The 17,052-nt window shown below is 67.4% G+C and carries 14 protein-coding genes; 11 read left to right on the top strand and 3 right to left on the bottom strand.

The window, feature by feature from the left end; all coding sequences use genetic code 11:
• The 6 genes from ACTTAG_RS16700 (at position 1) to ftsH (ending at position 7,347) form a co-directional block, all read left to right on the top strand.
• On the top strand, positions 1-1,257 hold the full coding sequence (locus ACTTAG_RS16700) for a cell envelope biogenesis protein TolA (protein WP_444463323.1): 1,257 nt from the start codon (positions 1-3) through the stop codon (positions 1,255-1,257).
• A gap of 89 nt (positions 1,258-1,346) precedes the next feature.
• Positions 1,347-2,660, top strand: coding sequence for a Tol-Pal system beta propeller repeat protein TolB (gene tolB / locus ACTTAG_RS16695; protein WP_444463322.1), 1,314 nt, complete (start codon positions 1,347-1,349; stop codon positions 2,658-2,660).
• A 66-nt stretch (positions 2,661-2,726) separates the two neighbouring features.
• Positions 2,727-3,245, top strand: a complete 519-nt coding sequence (gene pal / locus ACTTAG_RS16690; RefSeq protein WP_444463321.1) for a peptidoglycan-associated lipoprotein Pal — start codon at positions 2,727-2,729, stop codon at positions 3,243-3,245.
• A 5-nt stretch (positions 3,246-3,250) separates the two neighbouring features.
• Entirely contained in the window at positions 3,251-4,075 is an 825-nt protein-coding gene (gene ybgF, locus ACTTAG_RS16685; protein ID WP_444463320.1) for a tol-pal system protein YbgF, read from the top strand.
• Positions 4,072-5,373: a tRNA lysidine(34) synthetase TilS gene (gene tilS / locus ACTTAG_RS16680; protein ID WP_444463319.1), complete on the top strand. Its 1,302-nt coding sequence runs from the start codon at positions 4,072-4,074 to the stop codon at positions 5,371-5,373. The genes ybgF and tilS overlap by 4 nt, the downstream gene beginning before the upstream one ends.
• Positions 5,374-5,451: 78 nt before the next feature.
• Positions 5,452-7,347 (top strand): ATP-dependent zinc metalloprotease FtsH, encoded by a 1,896-nt coding sequence (gene ftsH, locus ACTTAG_RS16675; protein WP_444463318.1) that lies wholly within the window; start codon positions 5,452-5,454, stop codon positions 7,345-7,347.
• 76 nt (positions 7,348-7,423) lie between these two features.
• On the opposite strand, the gene ACTTAG_RS16670 is transcribed toward ftsH, so the two are convergent.
• Positions 7,424-8,767 (bottom strand): calcium-binding protein, encoded by a 1,344-nt coding sequence (locus ACTTAG_RS16670; protein WP_444463317.1) that lies wholly within the window; start codon positions 8,765-8,767, stop codon positions 7,424-7,426.
• A 239-nt stretch (positions 8,768-9,006) separates the two neighbouring features.
• Here ACTTAG_RS16670 and ACTTAG_RS16665 point away from each other — a divergent pair, with 239 nt between their 5' ends.
• The 4 genes from ACTTAG_RS16665 to ACTTAG_RS16650 all read left to right on the top strand — a co-directional run bounded on the left by ACTTAG_RS16665 (position 9,007) and on the right by ACTTAG_RS16650 (position 12,933).
• A complete protein-coding gene (locus tag ACTTAG_RS16665; protein WP_444463316.1) occupies positions 9,007-10,680 on the top strand; it encodes a formate--tetrahydrofolate ligase in 1,674 nt (557 codons plus the stop codon).
• Positions 10,681-10,744: 64 nt separating this feature from the next.
• Entirely contained in the window at positions 10,745-11,050 is a 306-nt protein-coding gene (locus ACTTAG_RS16660) for a chorismate mutase (protein WP_444463315.1), read from the top strand.
• The gene (folD, locus tag ACTTAG_RS16655; protein WP_444463314.1) at positions 11,047-11,937 is read left to right on the top strand and encodes a bifunctional methylenetetrahydrofolate dehydrogenase/methenyltetrahydrofolate cyclohydrolase FolD; all 891 of its coding nucleotides are present in this window, start codon (positions 11,047-11,049) and stop codon (positions 11,935-11,937) included. The genes ACTTAG_RS16660 and folD overlap by 4 nt, the downstream gene beginning before the upstream one ends.
• 135 nt (positions 11,938-12,072) lie before the next feature.
• The gene (locus tag ACTTAG_RS16650) at positions 12,073-12,933 is read left to right on the top strand and encodes a LytTR family DNA-binding domain-containing protein (protein WP_444463313.1); all 861 of its coding nucleotides are present in this window, start codon (positions 12,073-12,075) and stop codon (positions 12,931-12,933) included.
• 14 nt (positions 12,934-12,947) lie between these two features.
• Here ACTTAG_RS16650 and ACTTAG_RS16645 read toward each other — a convergent pair whose 3' ends face one another.
• Positions 12,948-14,258, bottom strand: coding sequence for an ATPase (locus tag ACTTAG_RS16645; protein ID WP_444463312.1), 1,311 nt, complete (start codon positions 14,256-14,258; stop codon positions 12,948-12,950).
• Positions 14,259-14,391: 133 nt separating this feature from the next.
• On the opposite strand from ACTTAG_RS16645, the gene ACTTAG_RS16640 reads away from it, so the two are divergent.
• Positions 14,392-16,011, top strand: a complete 1,620-nt coding sequence (locus tag ACTTAG_RS16640; protein WP_444463311.1) for a hypothetical protein — start codon at positions 14,392-14,394, stop codon at positions 16,009-16,011.
• A 32-nt stretch (positions 16,012-16,043) separates the two neighbouring features.
• Here ACTTAG_RS16640 and ACTTAG_RS16635 read toward each other — a convergent pair whose 3' ends face one another.
• Complete coding sequence (locus ACTTAG_RS16635) at positions 16,044-17,045, bottom strand: polyprenyl synthetase family protein (RefSeq protein ID WP_444463310.1); 1,002 nt, start codon at positions 17,043-17,045, stop codon at positions 16,044-16,046.
• Positions 17,046-17,052 lie beyond the last annotated feature (7 nt).

Here is a 17,052-nt window from a genome sequence, read left to right as displayed (position 1 = left end):
ATGCGCATGGATCGGGCGGAACGGATCGGCACGGGCGTCTCGGCGGCACTGCATGTTGCGGTGATCCTCTGGGCGATCATCGGCACGGCATGGTTCACCCCCGAGCCGAACGAGCCCGTCGAAATCAAACCGGCCGGGATGATCTCCGAGGCCGAATTCGCCGCGATGCAGGCGGCGGCGCCGAAGGCGGGCCGGGCGGCCCCCGCGCAGCCCGAGGAGCCGGCGGCCGAGCCCGCCCCCGAAGAACCCCCGGCCGAGGAGGCGCCGACCCCCGAGGCCGAGCCCGAGCAGCCGGTGCCGCCCGAACCCAAGCCCGAGCCGCCGCCGGATCTTTCGGAAATGGTGCCGCCGACGCCGCCCGCCGAGGTGACCGAGGTGCCCCCCTCGATGATGCCGCCGGTCGAGGAACCGCAAGACACCGACGCGCCCGATTTCTCGCCGCGCCCGCAGCCGAAACCGGCGCAGCGCGTGGCGCCGAAACCGGCCGAGGCGCCCGCGCCCGATGCGCAGGTCTCGGAACTGGCCGAGCCGGAAACGAAGCCCGAGGAACAACCGGAGCCCGAGAAACCGGCGGAAAAGCCGAAGGAAGAGGCCGCGCCGCCCGAGGCCGCGACCGAGATCGTGCCCGAGGAAACGAAGCCGGTCGAGGAAGAGACCACCTCGGCGCCGAAATCCTCGCCGCGGCCGCCGAAGAAACCGGCCAAGCCCGCGGTGACGCCGCCCGCGGAAACCGAGACCGCCGCGGCCGCGGATGCGCCCGCCGAAAAACCGGCAGACAAACCGGCCAAGCCGAAGACCGACAAACCGGCGAAACCCGCCGCCGCGAAACCCGCCAGTTCGGATGCGGTCGCCGATGCTTTGGCCGAGGCGATGGGCGAGGACAGCCCCAGCAACGACACCGGCAGCGGCGGGCTTGGCATTGCCAAGAACGGCCCCCCGGTGACGGCGGGCGAGAAAGAGGCGCTGATCGTCGATGTGAAGGCCTGCTGGAACGTCGGCGCGCTGTCGTCGGAGGCGCTGCGGACCACGGTCACGGTGCGCGTCGACATGCAGGAAAACGGCAAACCGGTGGTCAGCTCGATCAAGATGGTCGAGGCCACGGGGGGCTCGGACACGGCGGCGCGGCAGGCGTTTGAAGCGGCGCGGCGGGCGATCGTGCGCTGCGGTTCGGATGGGTTCCCGCTTCCGGCCGAGAAATTCGGCTGGTGGCAACAGATCGAGATCGTCTTCAACCCGACGAAGATGCGGATGAAATAGCGGGCAACCGCGGGCGGTCAGGCGCTTGTGATGACGGGCGGCTGAAAACACGGATAGAACAGGGCGCAAGGCCCGGACGAGGACGGAACATGGTGCGTTGGATTTTGGCCGCGGCGGCGGCGCTGATGCTGACAACGGGAATGGCGGCGGCCCAGCAGGGCCCGCTGCGCATCGAACTGGACGAGGGCGTGATCGAGCCCCTTCCCTATGCGTTGCCCACCTTCGTGGACGAGGGCGCGGGCTCTCTGGCCAGCCAGATCACCCGGGTGATCGCCGACGACCTGTCGGGCACCGGCCTGTTCCGCGAAATCCCCGAGGCCGCGCATATCCAGCGCTTCGGCAGCTTCGACACGCCGGTCAGCTATGCCGACTGGCAGGCGATCAACGCGCAGGCGCTGATCAACGGCTCGGTCGGCATGTCGGGCGGCAAGGTGGTGGTGAAATTCCGCCTCCATGACGTTTACGGCAACACCCAGCTGGGCGACGGCCAGCAGCTGGCGGCCAGCCCCCAAAGCTGGCGGCGGCTGGCGCACAAGGTCGCCGATGTGATCTATGCGCGCATCACCGGCGAAAGCGGCTATTTCGACAGCCGGGTGGTCTTCGTCTCGGAATCCGGGCCGAAGGACAAGCGCCAGAAGCGGCTTGCCATCATGGATTATGATGGCGAGAACGTGAATTACCTGACCGACAGCTCGACCATCGTGCTGGCGCCGCGGTTCTCGCCGCAAGGGGATCGCATCCTTTACACCACTTTCGAGACCGGCTTTCCGCGCATCAAGATGATGTCGGTCGGCAATGCGGCCGGTCAGCTGCTGCCCGAAGTGCCGGGCACGATGACCTTCTCGCCGCGGTTCTCGCCCGATGGCGGCTCGATCGTCTATTCGCTGGAGCAGAACGGCAACACCGACCTGTATCGGATGTCGGTCTCGGGCGGCAGCGTCGAACGGCTGACCAATTCGCCCGCGATCGAAACCGCGCCCTCTTACAGCCCGGACGGCAGCCAGATCGTCTTTGAAAGCGACCGCTCGGGCTCGCAGCAGATCTATGTGATGTCGGCCAGCGGCGGCGAGCCGGTGCGGATCTCGAACGGCGATGGCCGCTATGGCACGCCGGTCTGGTCGCCGCGCGGCGATCTGATCGCCTATACCAAGCAATCGGGCGGGCGCTTCTTCATCGGCGTGATGCGCACTGACGGCTCGGAAGAGCGCGACCTGACGGCCTCTTATCTGGACGAGGGCCCGACCTGGGCGCCGAACGGCCGCGTGCTCATGTTCACCCGCGAAAGCCCCGGCGCGGCCGGGGGGGCGAAAATGTATACGGTCGACATCACCGGGCGCAACCTGAAGGCGGTTGCGGGCGTGGGCGGGGCCTCGGACCCGACCTGGGGGCCGCTTCTGCCCTGATTCCCAAGCGCGGCCAAACCTGATACTGTGTGCCCAAAGGGCATAACCAACAAAAGGCGGTATATCATGCATCTTGCAACGAAAGCGGCGTTCGGCCTCGCGATGATCGCGCTGGCGGCTTGCAACAACCCTTCGAAGAACGGGGCGAATGGCGTGGTCGATCCGGGCGGCGCCTATGGCGACGGCTCGGTGACGCAGGGCTCGATCAACGACCCGAATTCGCCCGCCTATTTCTCGGGCAAGGTGGGCGACACCGTGCGCTTCGTCGTCGATCAATCGACCCTGACCGACGAGGCCCGCACGACGCTGTCGGGGCAGGCGCAATGGCTCAACAGCCATGGCAACTACGCCGCGATCATCGAAGGCCATGCCGACGAACAGGGCACGCGCGAATACAACCTTGCGCTTGGCGCCCGTCGCGCCAGCTCGGTGCAGCAATATCTGATCTCGCAGGGGGTTTCGGCTGACCGGCTGCGCACCGTGTCTTATGGCAAGGAACGCCCGCTGGCGACCTGCGCCTCGGAGAGCTGCTTCTCGCAGAACCGTCGCGCGGTGACCGTGATCTCGGTCGGCGCCGGGAGCTGAGGCAGATGCGGCGGGTGATGCTGGGGACGGCTCTGGTGCTGGCGCTGGCCGCGCCCGCCTTTGCGGCCGACAAACAGACGCTGGCCGATATCCGCGCGGAACTCGCGCAGGTGTCGGCGCAGCTGCAGGATCTGCGCAGCGAACTGGTCGCGTCTGGCGCCAGCGGTTTGCAGGCGGCGGGCGGGGCCTCGGCGCTGCAACGCATGGACACGATGGAGGCGGAGCTGACCCGCCTCACCGCGATGACCGAACAGCTCAAGGACCGGGTGGACAAGGTCGTCAAGGACGGCACCAACCGGGTGGGCGATCTGGAATTCCGGGTCTGCGAACTGGAAGAGGGCTGCGATCCCGCCAGTGTCGGGCAGGCGCAGCCGCTGGGCGGCGCGGCCCCTGCGGCGGCGGCTCCGGTCGCTTCGGGCGGGGCGGCCGCTTCGGGCGGCAGCATGGCGATGAACGAACAAGCGGACTTTGATCGGGCCAAGGGGGTGCTCGATCAAGGTGACTTTCGCGCCGCTGCGGACCTCTTTAAGACCTTTGCCGAAACCTATCCGGGCGGCCCCCTGACCGGCGACGCGGGCTATCTGCGCGGCGAGGCGCTGATGAAGGCGGGCGATGTTCCCGGCGCTGCGCGGGCTTGGCTGGACGGTTTCTCGGCCGAGCCCGAGGGCAAGCGCGCGGCCGATGACCTGCTGGAACTGGGCAAGGCCTTGGGCACGCTGGGGCAGAAGACCGAGGCCTGTGCGACCTTGGCCGAGGTTCCGGCGCGGTTTCCGGCTTCGGAGGCGGCGGGCAAGGTGGCTGCGGCGCAGGCGTCGCTTGGCTGTCCGTGAGCGATGTCGAAACCCGCTCGGCGGCGCGGTTTGCCGCCGTCGCAGCGGGCGCGATGCCCCCCGATGACGGGCCATTGCGGCGGCTTGCCGAGACGGCCTTTCTGTTTGCGGGCGGCAGGCCCCCGTCCCGCCCGATCGGCATTGCCGTTTCGGGCGGTTCCGATTCGATGGCGACGCTGTCGCTGATTTCGGCCGTGCATCCGGTCGAGGCGGTCACCGTGAACCACGGGCTGCGCCCCGAGGCGGCGGCCGAGTCGGCCTTCGTTGCCCGGTTCTGTGCCGATCGCGGCATTCCCCACACCACCTTGCACTGGGACGGCACGCAGGCCACGGGCAATCTGATGGATGCCGCCCGCCGTGCCCGGTTGCGGCTGATCGGCGACTGGGCGCGGGGGCGGGGCATCGGGCAGGTGGCGCTGGGCCATACCGCCGACGATCAGGCCGAGACCTTCCTGATGCGCCTTGCCCGTGCCTCCGGGACCGAGGGGCTGGCGGGGATGCGCCCCGATTTCGAGGCCGAGGGGGTGGTCTGGCATCGCCCGTTCCTGGGGCACAGCCGCGCCGATCTGCGCGCCCATTTGACGCGGGCGGGCATCGGCTGGATCGAAGACCCCAGCAACCTTGACGACCGCTTCGAACGGGTCAAGGCGCGCAAGGCGTTGAAAGTGCTGGCCCCCCTGGGGATCGGCGTCGAGACCCTCAACGCCGTGGCGCAGAACATCGCCATGACCGAGGGGGCGGTGGGGGTCGGGCTGTCGCTGTTGATCCGCGCGCATGTGCGGGTCATTTCCGGCGATGTGGTGATTTCGACGCAGGGGCTTGACCACGAATTCGGCCCCGAGATGCAGCGGCGCGTGATCAATGCGGCGCTGCTCTGGGTCTCGGGGGCCGACTACGCGCCGCGGGCCGCAAAGGTGGCGGATGTCCTGGCCTCGTGGCGGGCGCGGCGGGACCGGACCCTGCATGGCTGCCGCATCACCCTCAGCGACACCGAGTTGCGCATCACCCGCGAGGCGCGGGCGGTGGCGGGGCTGCAGGTGCCCTTTGGCCAGCCCTGGGACCGCTGGCGGATCGAGGGGCCCCCCGCGCCGGAACTGACCCTCGCCGCGCTTGGTGCCGGGGGGCTGGCGCAGGCAAGGCACTGGCGCGCAACCGGTCTGCCACGTCCGACGCTGCTGGCCTCTCCCGCGGTCTGGGCGGGCGATCGGCTGGTTTCGGCGCCGCTGGCGGGGCTGAAAAACGGCTATGAGGCGCATCTGTTGCGGCCAAGCTTCACATCCGCTCCAATCAGGCGTTGAACCTGCGCACTTAATCCCTATTTTCACATCAACGGCACCGCCCCCATGCGGTGCCCTGTCATTCTTCGGAGGTTTCTCTTGGGCAATCTGCGCAACATCGCCTTCTGGGCCTTGCTCTTCGTGCTCATCCTGGTGCTGTTCAACCTGCTCGGCAGCGGGCAGGGGCCGCTCAATGCCCGGCAAGTGTCCTATTCCGACTTCATCGCCGCCGTGGACAAGGGCGACGTGAAGCAGGTGCAGCTTGATGGCGAGGATGTGCGCTATCAGGACGGCAAGGGCGACAATTATTCGACCGTCAAACCCGAATCCGACGAGATCGCGGAAAAGCTGATCGCCAAGGGCGTCGCGGTGAATGTGGTCAAGCAGCAGCAATCGGGGCTGATGTCGATCCTGGGCGTCTGGCTGCCCTTCCTCGTGATGATCGGGCTCTGGGTCTTCTTCATGAACCGGATGCAGGGCGGTGGCAAAGGCGGGGCGATGGGCTTTGGCAAGTCCAAGGCCAAGCTTCTGACCGAAAAGCACGGCCGCGTGACCTTTGACGATGTCGCAGGCATCGACGAGGCCAAGGAAGAGCTGGAAGAGATCGTCGAATTCCTGCGCAATCCGCAGAAATTCAGCCGTCTGGGCGGCAAGATCCCGAAAGGCGCGCTGCTGGTCGGCCCGCCCGGCACAGGGAAAACCCTGCTGGCGCGTGCGATTGCGGGCGAGGCGGGCGTGCCCTTCTTCACCATCTCGGGCTCGGACTTCGTCGAGATGTTCGTGGGCGTCGGCGCCAGCCGTGTCCGGGACATGTTCGATCAGGCGAAGAAGAACGCGCCCTGCATCGTCTTCATCGACGAAATCGACGCGGTGGGCCGGGCCCGCGGTGTGGGTATCGGCGGCGGCAACGATGAGCGCGAACAGACGCTGAACCAGCTTCTGGTCGAGATGGACGGGTTCGAGGCGAATGAAGGGATCATCATCGTCGCCGCGACAAACCGGAAAGACGTGCTCGATCCCGCGCTCTTGCGCCCCGGCCGCTTCGACCGGCAGATCCACGTGCCGAACCCCGATATCAAGGGCCGCGAAAAGATCCTGTCGGTGCATGCCAACAAGGTTCCGCGCGGCCCGGATGTCGATCTGCGCACGATTGCCCGCGGCACCCCCGGTTTCTCGGGCGCCGATCTGGCCAACCTGGTGAACGAAGCCGCGCTGATGGCGGCCCGTGTCGGCCGACGCTTCGTCACGATGGAAGATTTCGAAAACGCCAAGGACAAGGTGATGATGGGGGTCGAGCGGCGCTCGATGGTGCTGACCCCCGAGCAAAAGGAAATGACCGCCTATCACGAGGCCGGGCATGCCGTCGTCGGTCTGAAGCTGCCGAAATGCGATCCGGTCTACAAGGCGACGATCATTCCGCGCGGTCAGGCGCTGGGGATGGTGGTGTCGCTGCCCGAAATGGACCGGCTGAACTATCACAAGGACGAGGCCAAGCAGAAGATCGCCATGACCATGGCGGGCAAGGCGGCCGAGATCCTGAAATGGGGCGAAGAGGCGGTCTCGAACGGCCCGGCGGGCGACATCATGCAGGCCAGCGCGATTGCGCGGGCGATGGTGATGCGCTGGGGCATGTCGGACAAGGTCGGCAACATCGACTATTCCGAAGCGCATGAGGGCTATCAGGGCAATACCGCGGGCTTCTCGGTCTCGACCAAGACCAAGGAGCTGATCGAGGAAGAGGTCCGTGCCCTGATCGAGAACGGCTATATCGAGGCGCGCCGCATCCTTGAGGAAAACCGCGAGGAATGGGAACGTCTGGCGCAGGGGCTTCTGGAATACGAGACGCTCACCGGCGACGAGATCCGCAAGGTGATGGCGGGCGAGCCGCTGGGCGGGGGCGATGACCGCCCCTCGGGCAGCCTGCCCACGGTGACCTCGCTGCCGCGCACGAAACCGGTGGCCAAGCCCGGCATCGCGCCCGAGCCGAACGCCTGATCGGCAGCGCCACGGGGCCAAAAGGAAAACCTGCGCCAGAGCCTCTGGCGCAGGTTTCTTGTTTCGCGGCCGCGGGTCAGAGCAGGAAATGCTCTGCCTGCGGAACGGGAAGTTCGCTGCCCGCAAGGGTCAGGATGAAATCGGCGGTGCGGTCGCCGTCCAGATCGCCCAGCACCCGCCAGCCCTCTGCCACCGCGACGACGCGCAGTTCCGCCCCGGCGCCGGTGAAGGTCCCGGTGCCGAGGAAGGTGAAGGCGACATCCCCGGCGGCATGGCGGTTCGCGTCGATGCCGGAGAGGTCGATCCGGTCGCCCTCGGCGGCCTTGAAATCGGTGATCGTGTCGAAGCCCGCGCCCGCGCTGCTGTCGAAGACATTCACGAAGACGAACCGGTCGGCGCCGATCCCGCCGGTCAGCAGATCGGAGCCGCGGCCCGAAATCAGCACGTCATCGCCCGCATCCCCCATCAGCGTGTCGTTGCCGTCGCCGCCGTCGATCCGGTCCCGGCCGGCGCCGCCGCTGATCCGGTCGGTGCCAAGCCCGCCGGTCATGCTGTCATTGCCGTTACCCGCCTGGATCACGTCGCGGCCGATGCCGCCATCGAGCAGGTCGTTGCCGTTGCCGCCCTGGATCGTGTCATTGCCGCGGCCCCCCAGCGCGGTATCGTTGCCGCCGCCCATCGACAGCAGGTCATTGCCGAGCCCGCCGTCGAAGATATTGGCGTTGCGTCCCTGCGAGAGCGTGGTGGCGATGGCGTCGAAGAGCCTGTCGTCATGCGCGCTGCCGATCAGGTCGAAGAAGCCGGTGATGCGATCGCCCTCGGCCTCGCCCCCGGTGCCGCGCGTGGTCGTGCCGTAGCTCAGCGACATCTGCACCCCGTCGGAGGACTGGGCGTAGCTGAGCAGATCGCCCCGGTTCGCGCCGCCGTCCAGCCAGTCGGCGCCGCTGCCGCCAAAGATCGTGTCGCTGCCCGCGCCACCCAGGATCGTGTCGTTGTCCGCATTGCCGAACAGCAGGTCATTGCCCGTGCCGCCGAGGATGTCGTCGTTGCCGGTGCCGCCATAGATCGTGTCGTTGCCCTCGGCCCCGTCCAGCGTGTCCATGCCGCCCGCCCCGTCGGCCAGAGCGTCGCCGAAAAGCACGTTGCCCAGTTCGTTGCCGCGGATCCAGTCTTCGCCCACGGCACCGCGGGCGTTCTCGATCCGGCCGATCACGATCAGCTCCGAGGCGATATTGTCGATCCAGTAAAGCGATTCGGCTTCGGTGCTGACGCCCCGCACCGACCACCAGGACAGGCTGATCGCATTGCTGTCATTGGAATTGCGCAAGACCAGCCAGTCAATTCCGGTGCCGTCATCGGTGATCGTGACCGTATTTCCGCCGGTTACGAAATCCTCGACATAATAAATGTTGTCCGTCATCCCGATCCTCTGCCTGTCAATTCGAATGGAAGATGCCGCGCAGGGTGGTCAATCTGCGGTTGCCGGACAAGGCCGGGGCCTGCGGCCATTTGTCGCCGCGCAAAATCGGTGCGATCTAGCAGGGGTGGGGCGGATTCGGGTCTTGCGGCGTCGCAAATGCGGGCCGCCCCGGGGGAAGTTGCGGCTAGCTTGCCGGACAGGGCAGGCCGCCGCGTGCGAAGCCAAAAGGAGAGGACCGCATGGCCGTCAGAACCGATATCGAGATCGCCCGGGCGGCCGAGAAACGCCCCATCCCCGAGATCGGCGCGCGGCTGGGCCTTCCCGAGACGGCGCTGATCCCCTATGGGCGCGACAAGGCCAAGGTCGATGCCGCCTTCATCGCCACGCTGTCGGACCGGCCGCCGGGCAAGCTGATCCTGGTCACCGCGGTCAGCCCGACCCCTGCGGGCGAGGGCAAGACGACGACCACGGTCGGTCTGGGGGACGCGCTGGCGCATCTGGGCCACCGGGCGGCGATCTGCCTGCGCGAGGCCTCGCTTGGCCCTAATTTCGGGATGAAGGGCGGCGCGGCGGGGGGCGGGCTGTCGCAGCTGCTGCCGATGGAAGACATCAACCTGCATTTCACCGGCGATTTCCACGCCATCACCGCGGCGCACAACCTGCTGGCGGCGATGATCGACAATCATCTTTACTGGGGCAATGCGCTGGAGATCGACGAACGTCGCGTCGTGTGGCGGCGCGTGATGGATATGAACGACCGCGCGCTGCGCGAGGTGGTGGTGGGCTTGGGCGGGGTGTCGAACGGCTCTCCGCGCCAGACCGGCTTTGACATCACCGTGGCCTCGGAGGTCATGGCCTGTCTGTGTCTGGCCGAGGATCTGGCCGATCTGCAGGAGCGTCTGGGCCGGATCGTCGTGGCCTATCGGCGCGACAAGACGGCCGTGACCTGCCGCGACATCGGCGCCGATGGCGCGATGGTGGTGCTGCTGAAAGACGCGCTGCAGCCCAATCTGGTGCAGACGATCGCGCATACCCCGGCTTTCGTGCATGGCGGGCCCTTTGCCAATATCGCGCATGGCTGCAATTCGGTCATCGCCACGAAAACCGCGCTGCGGCTGGCCGATTACGTCGTGACCGAGGCGGGGTTCGGCGCCGATCTGGGGGCGGAGAAGTTCTTTGACATCAAATGCCGCAAGGCCGGGTTGCAGCCTGCCGCGGCGGTGATCGTGGCCACGGTGCGGGCGATGAAGATGCATGGCGGGGTGGCCAGGGAGGATCTGAACCGCGAGGATGTGGGGGCGGTGCGGCGCGGCTGTGCGAATCTTGGCCGTCACATCGCCAATACCCGCGGTTTCGGCGTGCCCGTGGTGGTGGCGATCAACGCCTTTGACGCCGATACCCCGGCCGAGGTCGCGGCGATTGTCGATCATGCCGCGGGCCTTGGCGTTGCCGCGATCCCCTGTCGGCACTGGTCCGAGGGCGGGCCGGGGGCCGCCGATCTGGCGCGCAAGGTGGTGGAGTTGTGCGCCACCGAGAGCCGCTTTGCGCCGCTTTACCCCGACGACATGGGCCTTTTCTACAAGATCGAGACGATCGCGCGGCGCATCTATCACGCCGAGGGGGTGACGGCGGACAAGGCCGTGCTGGCGCAGCTCGCCGCCTGGGAGGCGGCGGGCCATGGCCATCTGCCGATCTGCATGGCGAAGACGCAATATTCCTTTTCCGCCGATCCCGAATTGCGCGGCGCCCCCACCGGGCACCGGATTCCGCTGCGCGAGGTGCGGCTTGCGGCGGGCGCGGGCTTCGTGGTGGCGATCTGCGGCGAGATCATGACGATGCCGGGCCTGCCGCGGCATCCGGCGGCGGAAACCATCCGCCTTGATGCCGCAGGCGAGATCGAGGGGTTGTTCTGAGGCGGGGTTGAGAAGCGGGCGACAAGGTGCGATAGGAGCGGGGCATAAAAGCGGAACTTGCCGAATGAAAGAGCCCTCCGAAATCACCTCGATGGCCGAACTGCGGGCCGAGATCGACGCGCTGGATCTGCGCATCGTGGCGCTGCTGGCCGATCGGGCGCGGTTCATCGACCGTGCCGCCGAACTCAAGCCCGCCGAGGGCATGCCCGCGCGGATCAAGGCGCGGGTCGAGGAAGTGGTGGGCAATGCGCGCACCGCCGCCGAGGCCCGGGGGATGGACCCCGAGCTGATCGAGGCGATGTGGCGGATGATGGTGGAATGGTCGATCGCCCGCGAAGAGCGGGTTCTGGGCAAGGGAGACGGAATTTGAGCGCGAAGATCATCGACGGCAAGGCGTTCGCGGCCAAGGTGCGGGCCGAGGTCGCGGCCCATGTGGCGCGGCTGCAGGAGGTGAACGGCCTGACCCCGGGTCTGGCCGTGGTGCTGGTGGGCGAAGACCCGGCGAGCCAGGTTTACGTCAAGAACAAGGGCATCCAGACCCGCGAAGTCGGGATGAACTCCTATGAGCACAAGCTGCCTGCAGAGACCTCGGAAGCCGATCTTCTGGCGCTGATCGCGAAGCTGAATGCCGATCCGGCGGTGCATGGCATTCTGGTGCAGCTGCCGCTGCCCGGGCATCTGAACGCCGATCTGGTGATCAATGCGATTGATCCGGCGAAAGACGTGGACGGGTTTCACATCTCGAACGTCGGGCTTCTGGGCACCGGGCAGAAGGCGATGGTGCCCTGCACGCCGCTCGGCTGCCTGATGATGCTGCGCGACCATCTGGGCTCGCTCTCGGGGCTGACTGCGGTGGTCGTGGGCCGGTCCAACATCGTTGGCAAGCCGATGGCGCAACTGCTGCTGGGCGACAGCTGCACCGTGACCATCGCGCATTCGCGCACCAAGGATCTGGCCGAGGTGTGTCGGCGCGCCGATATCCTTGTGGCCGCCGTGGGCCGCCCCGAGATGATCCCGGGCGACTGGGTGAAGCCGGGGGCGACGGTGATCGACGTGGGCATCAACCGGATCGAGCGCGACGGCAAGGGCAAGCTGGTGGGCGACGTGCATTTCGACAGCGCCGTTCAGGTGGCGGGGGCGATCACCCCGGTTCCGGGCGGCGTCGGGCCGATGACCATCGCCTGTCTTCTGGCCAATACGCTGACCGCCTGTTGCCGGGCGCATGGTCTGGCCGAGCCCGAGGGGCTGACCGCCTGAGCGCGACCGGGCCCGCCCTTCCCCCCCGCCATGTCCCGACCGGGGCGCGGATGTGACCAGAATCACGGTTGCAAGCCTTGGAGACAGGGTCTAGCAACCGGAAAAGGTTTGATTTCTGGAATGGGGCGAGGGGCGATGCCCTTTTTTGCAAGCATACGGACATTCCTGCGGGCCTATGGTCGGGCGATGCTGCATCCGGTGATTCCGGTGGTCTGGCTGGTGACCTCGATTTTCGGGATTGTCGCGGGCCCCTTTGGCACCGCCCTGTTTCCGCTGACCGGGCGCATCGCCTTTTGGCCGATCACCATCGGCCTTGGCGTGCTGGCGGGCGGGCTGTTGCGGGTGGTGGTGCGCGACTACTGGGGCCTGCGCGCCTTCTGGCCCGAGGCGCCGCTGATCGCCGTTCTGGCCACGCTGGGGCTGACGCCGCTGTTCATCGGGCTGGCGCGGGCGGTGGCGGGGCCGGCGCAGAACGTGCCCTCGATCCCGGCGATGATGAGCTATATCTTCATCATGTCGATCATCACCTCGACCCTGCGCCATGTCGTGGCGGCGACCTGGCCGAAGGCCGTCCTGCCCGAGGCACCCGCGGCCCGGGTTGCGCCCGCCGCAACAAGCGCCGAGCCCGCGGCGCGGCTGATGGCCCGGCTGACCCCGGCGCTGCGGGCGCCGCTGATCCGGCTTCAGATGCGCGATCATTATGTCGAGGTTGTCACCGAGGCCGGATCGGAAACCGTGCTGCTGCGGATGGCCGATGCGATCTGCGCCGCCGAAGGGGTCGAGGGGCTGCAGGTGCACCGGTCGCATTGGGTGGCGCGGCAGGCGATCCGGGGCGTGACGCGGTCACAGGGGCGGGTTGCGTTGGTGCTGCGGGACGGCGGGCTGGTGCCGGTGTCGCGGGCGAATGCCCCGGCCGTGCTGGCGCTGGGCCTGTCCGAGGTGCTGCCCCCGGCCGAAAACAGCCCCGAGGCGCCGAAGGCGCGGGCCAGGCCGTAGCCCCCCGGCGGGGGTCAGTGCTGGATCTCTTCCTCGCGCACGAACATGTTCGACCAGGCGCGGTCGATCAGCTCCGGGCTCATCTGATAGGGGATGCCTTCGAAGTCGCAGATCGCGATCATCTGGTCGATCAGGAAGACCGGCTGATAATTCGCATAGACGTTGTGAATCGTCGGGTATTTCACCTTCAGCAGATGCACGAGCGCCTGTTCGTTCAGTGGCATGCCGCGCTTTTTCGCCACCAGCGAAAAGATCTTCAGGTAATCGGCCTGGCTGGGCCCGTCGATCTTGATCTTGAAGAAGATCCGCCGCAGCGCCGCCTTGTCGAAGATCTGGTTCGGGTGGAAGTTGGTGGAAAAGATCACCAGCGTGTCAAAGGGCACTTCGAACTTTTCGCCCGATTGCAGGGCCAGGATGTCGCGGCTTTCTTCCAGCGGCACGATCCAGCGGTTGACCAGTTTTTGCGGCGGTTCCGCCTGACGGCCAAGGTCGTCGACGATGAAGACCCCGCCCGAGGCCTTCATCTGCAAGGGCGCGGTATAGGTGCGCGCGGTGGGGTTGTAGGTCAGGTCGAGCATGTCGAGCGAAAGCTCCCCCCCGGTGATCACCGTCGGCCGGTCGCAATAGACATAGCGCTGATCGAACCGGTTGCCGGATTTGCGCAGGCTCGTCGGGTCATCGGTCTGTTCGGTGGCGGCGGTATGCACGATCGGGTCATAGACGACGATCACCTGCCCGGCATATTCGACCGCGCGCGGAATGAAGATGCGGTCGCCGATCGCATCGCGGATGCCGTTCGAGATCGAGGATTTGCCATTGCCGGGCGGGCCATACATCAGGATCGACCGCCCCGAGGAGACCGCAGGCCCAAGCTGGTCGATCAGCATCGGCGGCAGCACCAGATGCCCCATCGCCGCCATCAGCTGCGGCCGGGTCAGCTGGATGTTGCGGATCGACTGCCGCTTCATCTGCTGCGCATAGTCGGCCAGCGGCACCGGCATGGCGCCGTAATATTCCGATTGCGTCAGCGCATCGAGTGCGCGGGCCTTGCCGCCGTCGGTCAGCTGATAGCCCATCTCGCCGCCCGAATTGGCATGCAGCGTGCCCATCGCCTCGATCAGCCGCTGGGCGCGGCCCATGTCCACCAGTTCCTGGGTCAGCGCGACCGGCAGGGCGATCAGCCGGGCCAGCCCGCTGACCGTATCCATATTGGTGCGAAACATGGTCTTGAGCAGGATATCCCGCATCAGCACCGTGTTCAGGCCGGTTTCGGCAAGCGTCCGGGGCGGGGTGGGGGCGATCACATTCGGGGCGATCATGTTCATCTGTCCTGCTCCGGCTCGTCTTTTCCGCATTGCAACGGGATTCACAGCCGCAATCTGCCGGGCTATTGTGGCCAAAAATGGGAAAAGATGCGGAGAGGCCGGGATGGCAGGCAGGGCAAGAGCAGCGGCCGCGATGCCGTTGGCGGGCGGGCTGGCGGTTTTCGCCCTGATTCTGGCGCTGGCGCCGTTCTGGGCGGGCGGGCTGATCGTCACCCAGCACGAGGGCGACACGCTGCATCTGGCCGATCTGGTGTTGCGGATGGCCGAAAAGGGCCAGATGCCGCATCGCGATTTCATGACGCCGCTGGGGATCGCGGGCCTGTGGCCGATCGCGGCTTTCGTGCAGGCGGGGCTTGGCCTCGGCCATGCCTTCCTGGCGGCGCAGACTGCGGTGGCGGCGGTGCTGTTCCTGCCGATCCTGCGGGCGGCGCAATCGCGCTTTCCGGGTGGGCTGGCCTGGCTGTTCGGCGCCTATGTGCTGGGCATGGTGCTGGCGCTGGTGCATGGCGAGACGCACCCGGCCAATTCGGTGTCGATGCATTACAACCGCTGGTCCTGGGCGATGGCCTATGTGGCGCTGCCGCTGGCGGTTCTGGCGCCGATCGGGGCGCGGCGGGACCGGCTGGATGGCGCGCTGATCGGGGCGATGATGGCGGGGCTGGCGCTGGTCAAGGTCACCTATGCGGTGGCGCTGGCGCCGGCGGTCGTGCTGGCGCTTCTGGTGCGGCGGGATTTCCGCATGCTGGGCGTGGCGGTTCTGGCCGGGCTTGCGGTGCTGGCGGCGGTGACGGCGGTGCTGGGGCTTGGGTTCTGGGCGGGCTATCTGCGTGACCTTCTGGCCGTGGCGGGCTCGGCCACCCGGGCCGCGCCGGGCGACAGTCTGGCGGAGGTGCTGGCGGCGCCGAAACATGTGGCGGCGACGCTGGTGCTTCTGGCCACGGTGATCTTTCTGCGCCAGGCCGAGCGGCGGACCGAGGGGCTGGTGCTGCTCTGGCTGGTGCCCGCCTTTGCCTATGTCACCTATCAGAATTACGGCAACGACCCGCAATGGCTGGTTCTGGCGGGGCTTTTCGCGCTGAGCCTGCGGCCCGAGGGGATGATCTCGAACGGGTTCGGCTGGCGGATGCGCGAGGGTCTGCTGGCCACCGGCGTTGCCGCTTTGGCGCTGGCGGCGGGTCCGGCGGCGAATCTGGTCTGGAGCCCGCTGCGCCACGGTTTCGCCAGGGCCGAGGCGACGGTGCCGTTCCTGTCCGCCCGGCCGCAGGATGGCGACCTGCGGGTCGAGGCGCCGCGGATCTATCAGGTGCTGCAGCGGGTGGCGCCGGATGGGCCGGGCCAGCCCTATGCGGGCTATGCGGCCAAGGGCGCGAGCGCCGAGACACCGCGCAAGCCCGCGGTGCTGAATGGCGAGACCCTGCCCGAATGCGAATTGACGACGGGCTATGGCGCCTGGTTCGAAACCGCGGCCGCCGATCTGGGGCAGGCGGGCTATGCCGGGTCGCGGGTGCTGGTGGCGGATCTGTTTTCGGCTCTGTGGCTCTTTGGCCCGTTCGAGCCGGTCGAGGGCGGTGCGCCCTGGTATTACGGCGGCACGCCGGGGATCGCGGCGGCCGATCATGTGCTGGTGCCGCTCTGCCCCACCGGGGAAAGCCGTCGCAACGAGATCGTCACGGCGATTGCCGCGGCGGGCTGGCGGCTGATCGAGGAACGCCGGACCGCGACCTACATCCTGCTGCGGCCCGAGCGCCCCTAGGGGCGCCCGGCCGGGGGCTTCGGGCGGGGCGCTCAGCGCACCCGTTCGACGACGTAATCGGCCAGATCGTCGAGCATCTGCCGCAAAGGATGATCGGGCAGCTTCGCCAGCGCCTTGCGGGCGGTGTCGGTCCAGCCGATCGCCGCAAGCCGCGTGGCTTCGAGCGTGCCGTGCTTCGTCATCAGCGCCATGGCCTGTTCCAGATCGCCGTCCTGCTGGTCGCCCTTTTCGATCACGCGCGTCCAGAAGGCGCGTTCCGCATCATCGGCCAGCGCGACGGCCTTGATCACCGGCATCGTCAGCTTGCGCTCGCGGAAATCGTCGCCGGTGTTCTTGCCGATCTCGGCGGATTTGCCGCCGTAATCCAAGAGGTCATCGACGATCTGGAAGGCGATGCCGAGCGCATCGCCATAATCGTAAAGCGCCTGCACCTGATCCTCGGGGGCGCCGCCGATGATGCCGCCCACCTCGGTCGCGGCGGAAAAGAGCGCCGCCGTCTTGCCCCGGATCACCCGCAGATAGATGTCCTCGGTCGTCGCCAGATTCTGCGCCGCCGTCAGCTGCAGCACCTCGCCCTCGGCGATCACGGCGGACGCATTCGCCAGGATCTCCATCACCCGCATGTTGCCGGTGTCGGTCATCAGCTGGAAAGAGCGGGCGAACAGATAATCGCCCACCAGAACCGAGGATTTGTTGTCCCACAAAAGGTTCGCCGTCGGACGGCCGCGGCGCTGGCGGCTTTCGTCGACCACATCGTCATGCAAAAGCGTCGCGGTGTGGATGAATTCGACGGTGGCGGCCAGATGCACATGGAACGGCCCGCCATAGCCCACCAGCCGCGCCGCGGCCAAAGTCAGCATCGGCCGCAGCCGCTTGCCGCCCGCCTCGATCAGATGCGCGGTGACCTCGGGGATGCGGGGGGCATGTTCCGAACTCATCCGCTCGCGGATCAGCGCATTCACCGCCGCCATGTCCTCGGCCAGCGCCTGCGCCAGACGGTCGTGCGGTTTCGTCGCCTTGTCGTCGAGGCTCATCGGTCTT

Origin of the sequence: Rhodobacter capsulatus (assembly GCF_052363185.1) — a bacterium.
Classification (GTDB): Bacteria; Pseudomonadota; Alphaproteobacteria; order Rhodobacterales; family Rhodobacteraceae; genus Rhodobacter; species Rhodobacter capsulatus_E.
The sequence above is the reverse complement of the archived record's forward strand: the minus strand, read 5'-3'. Positions and strand labels throughout refer to the sequence as shown.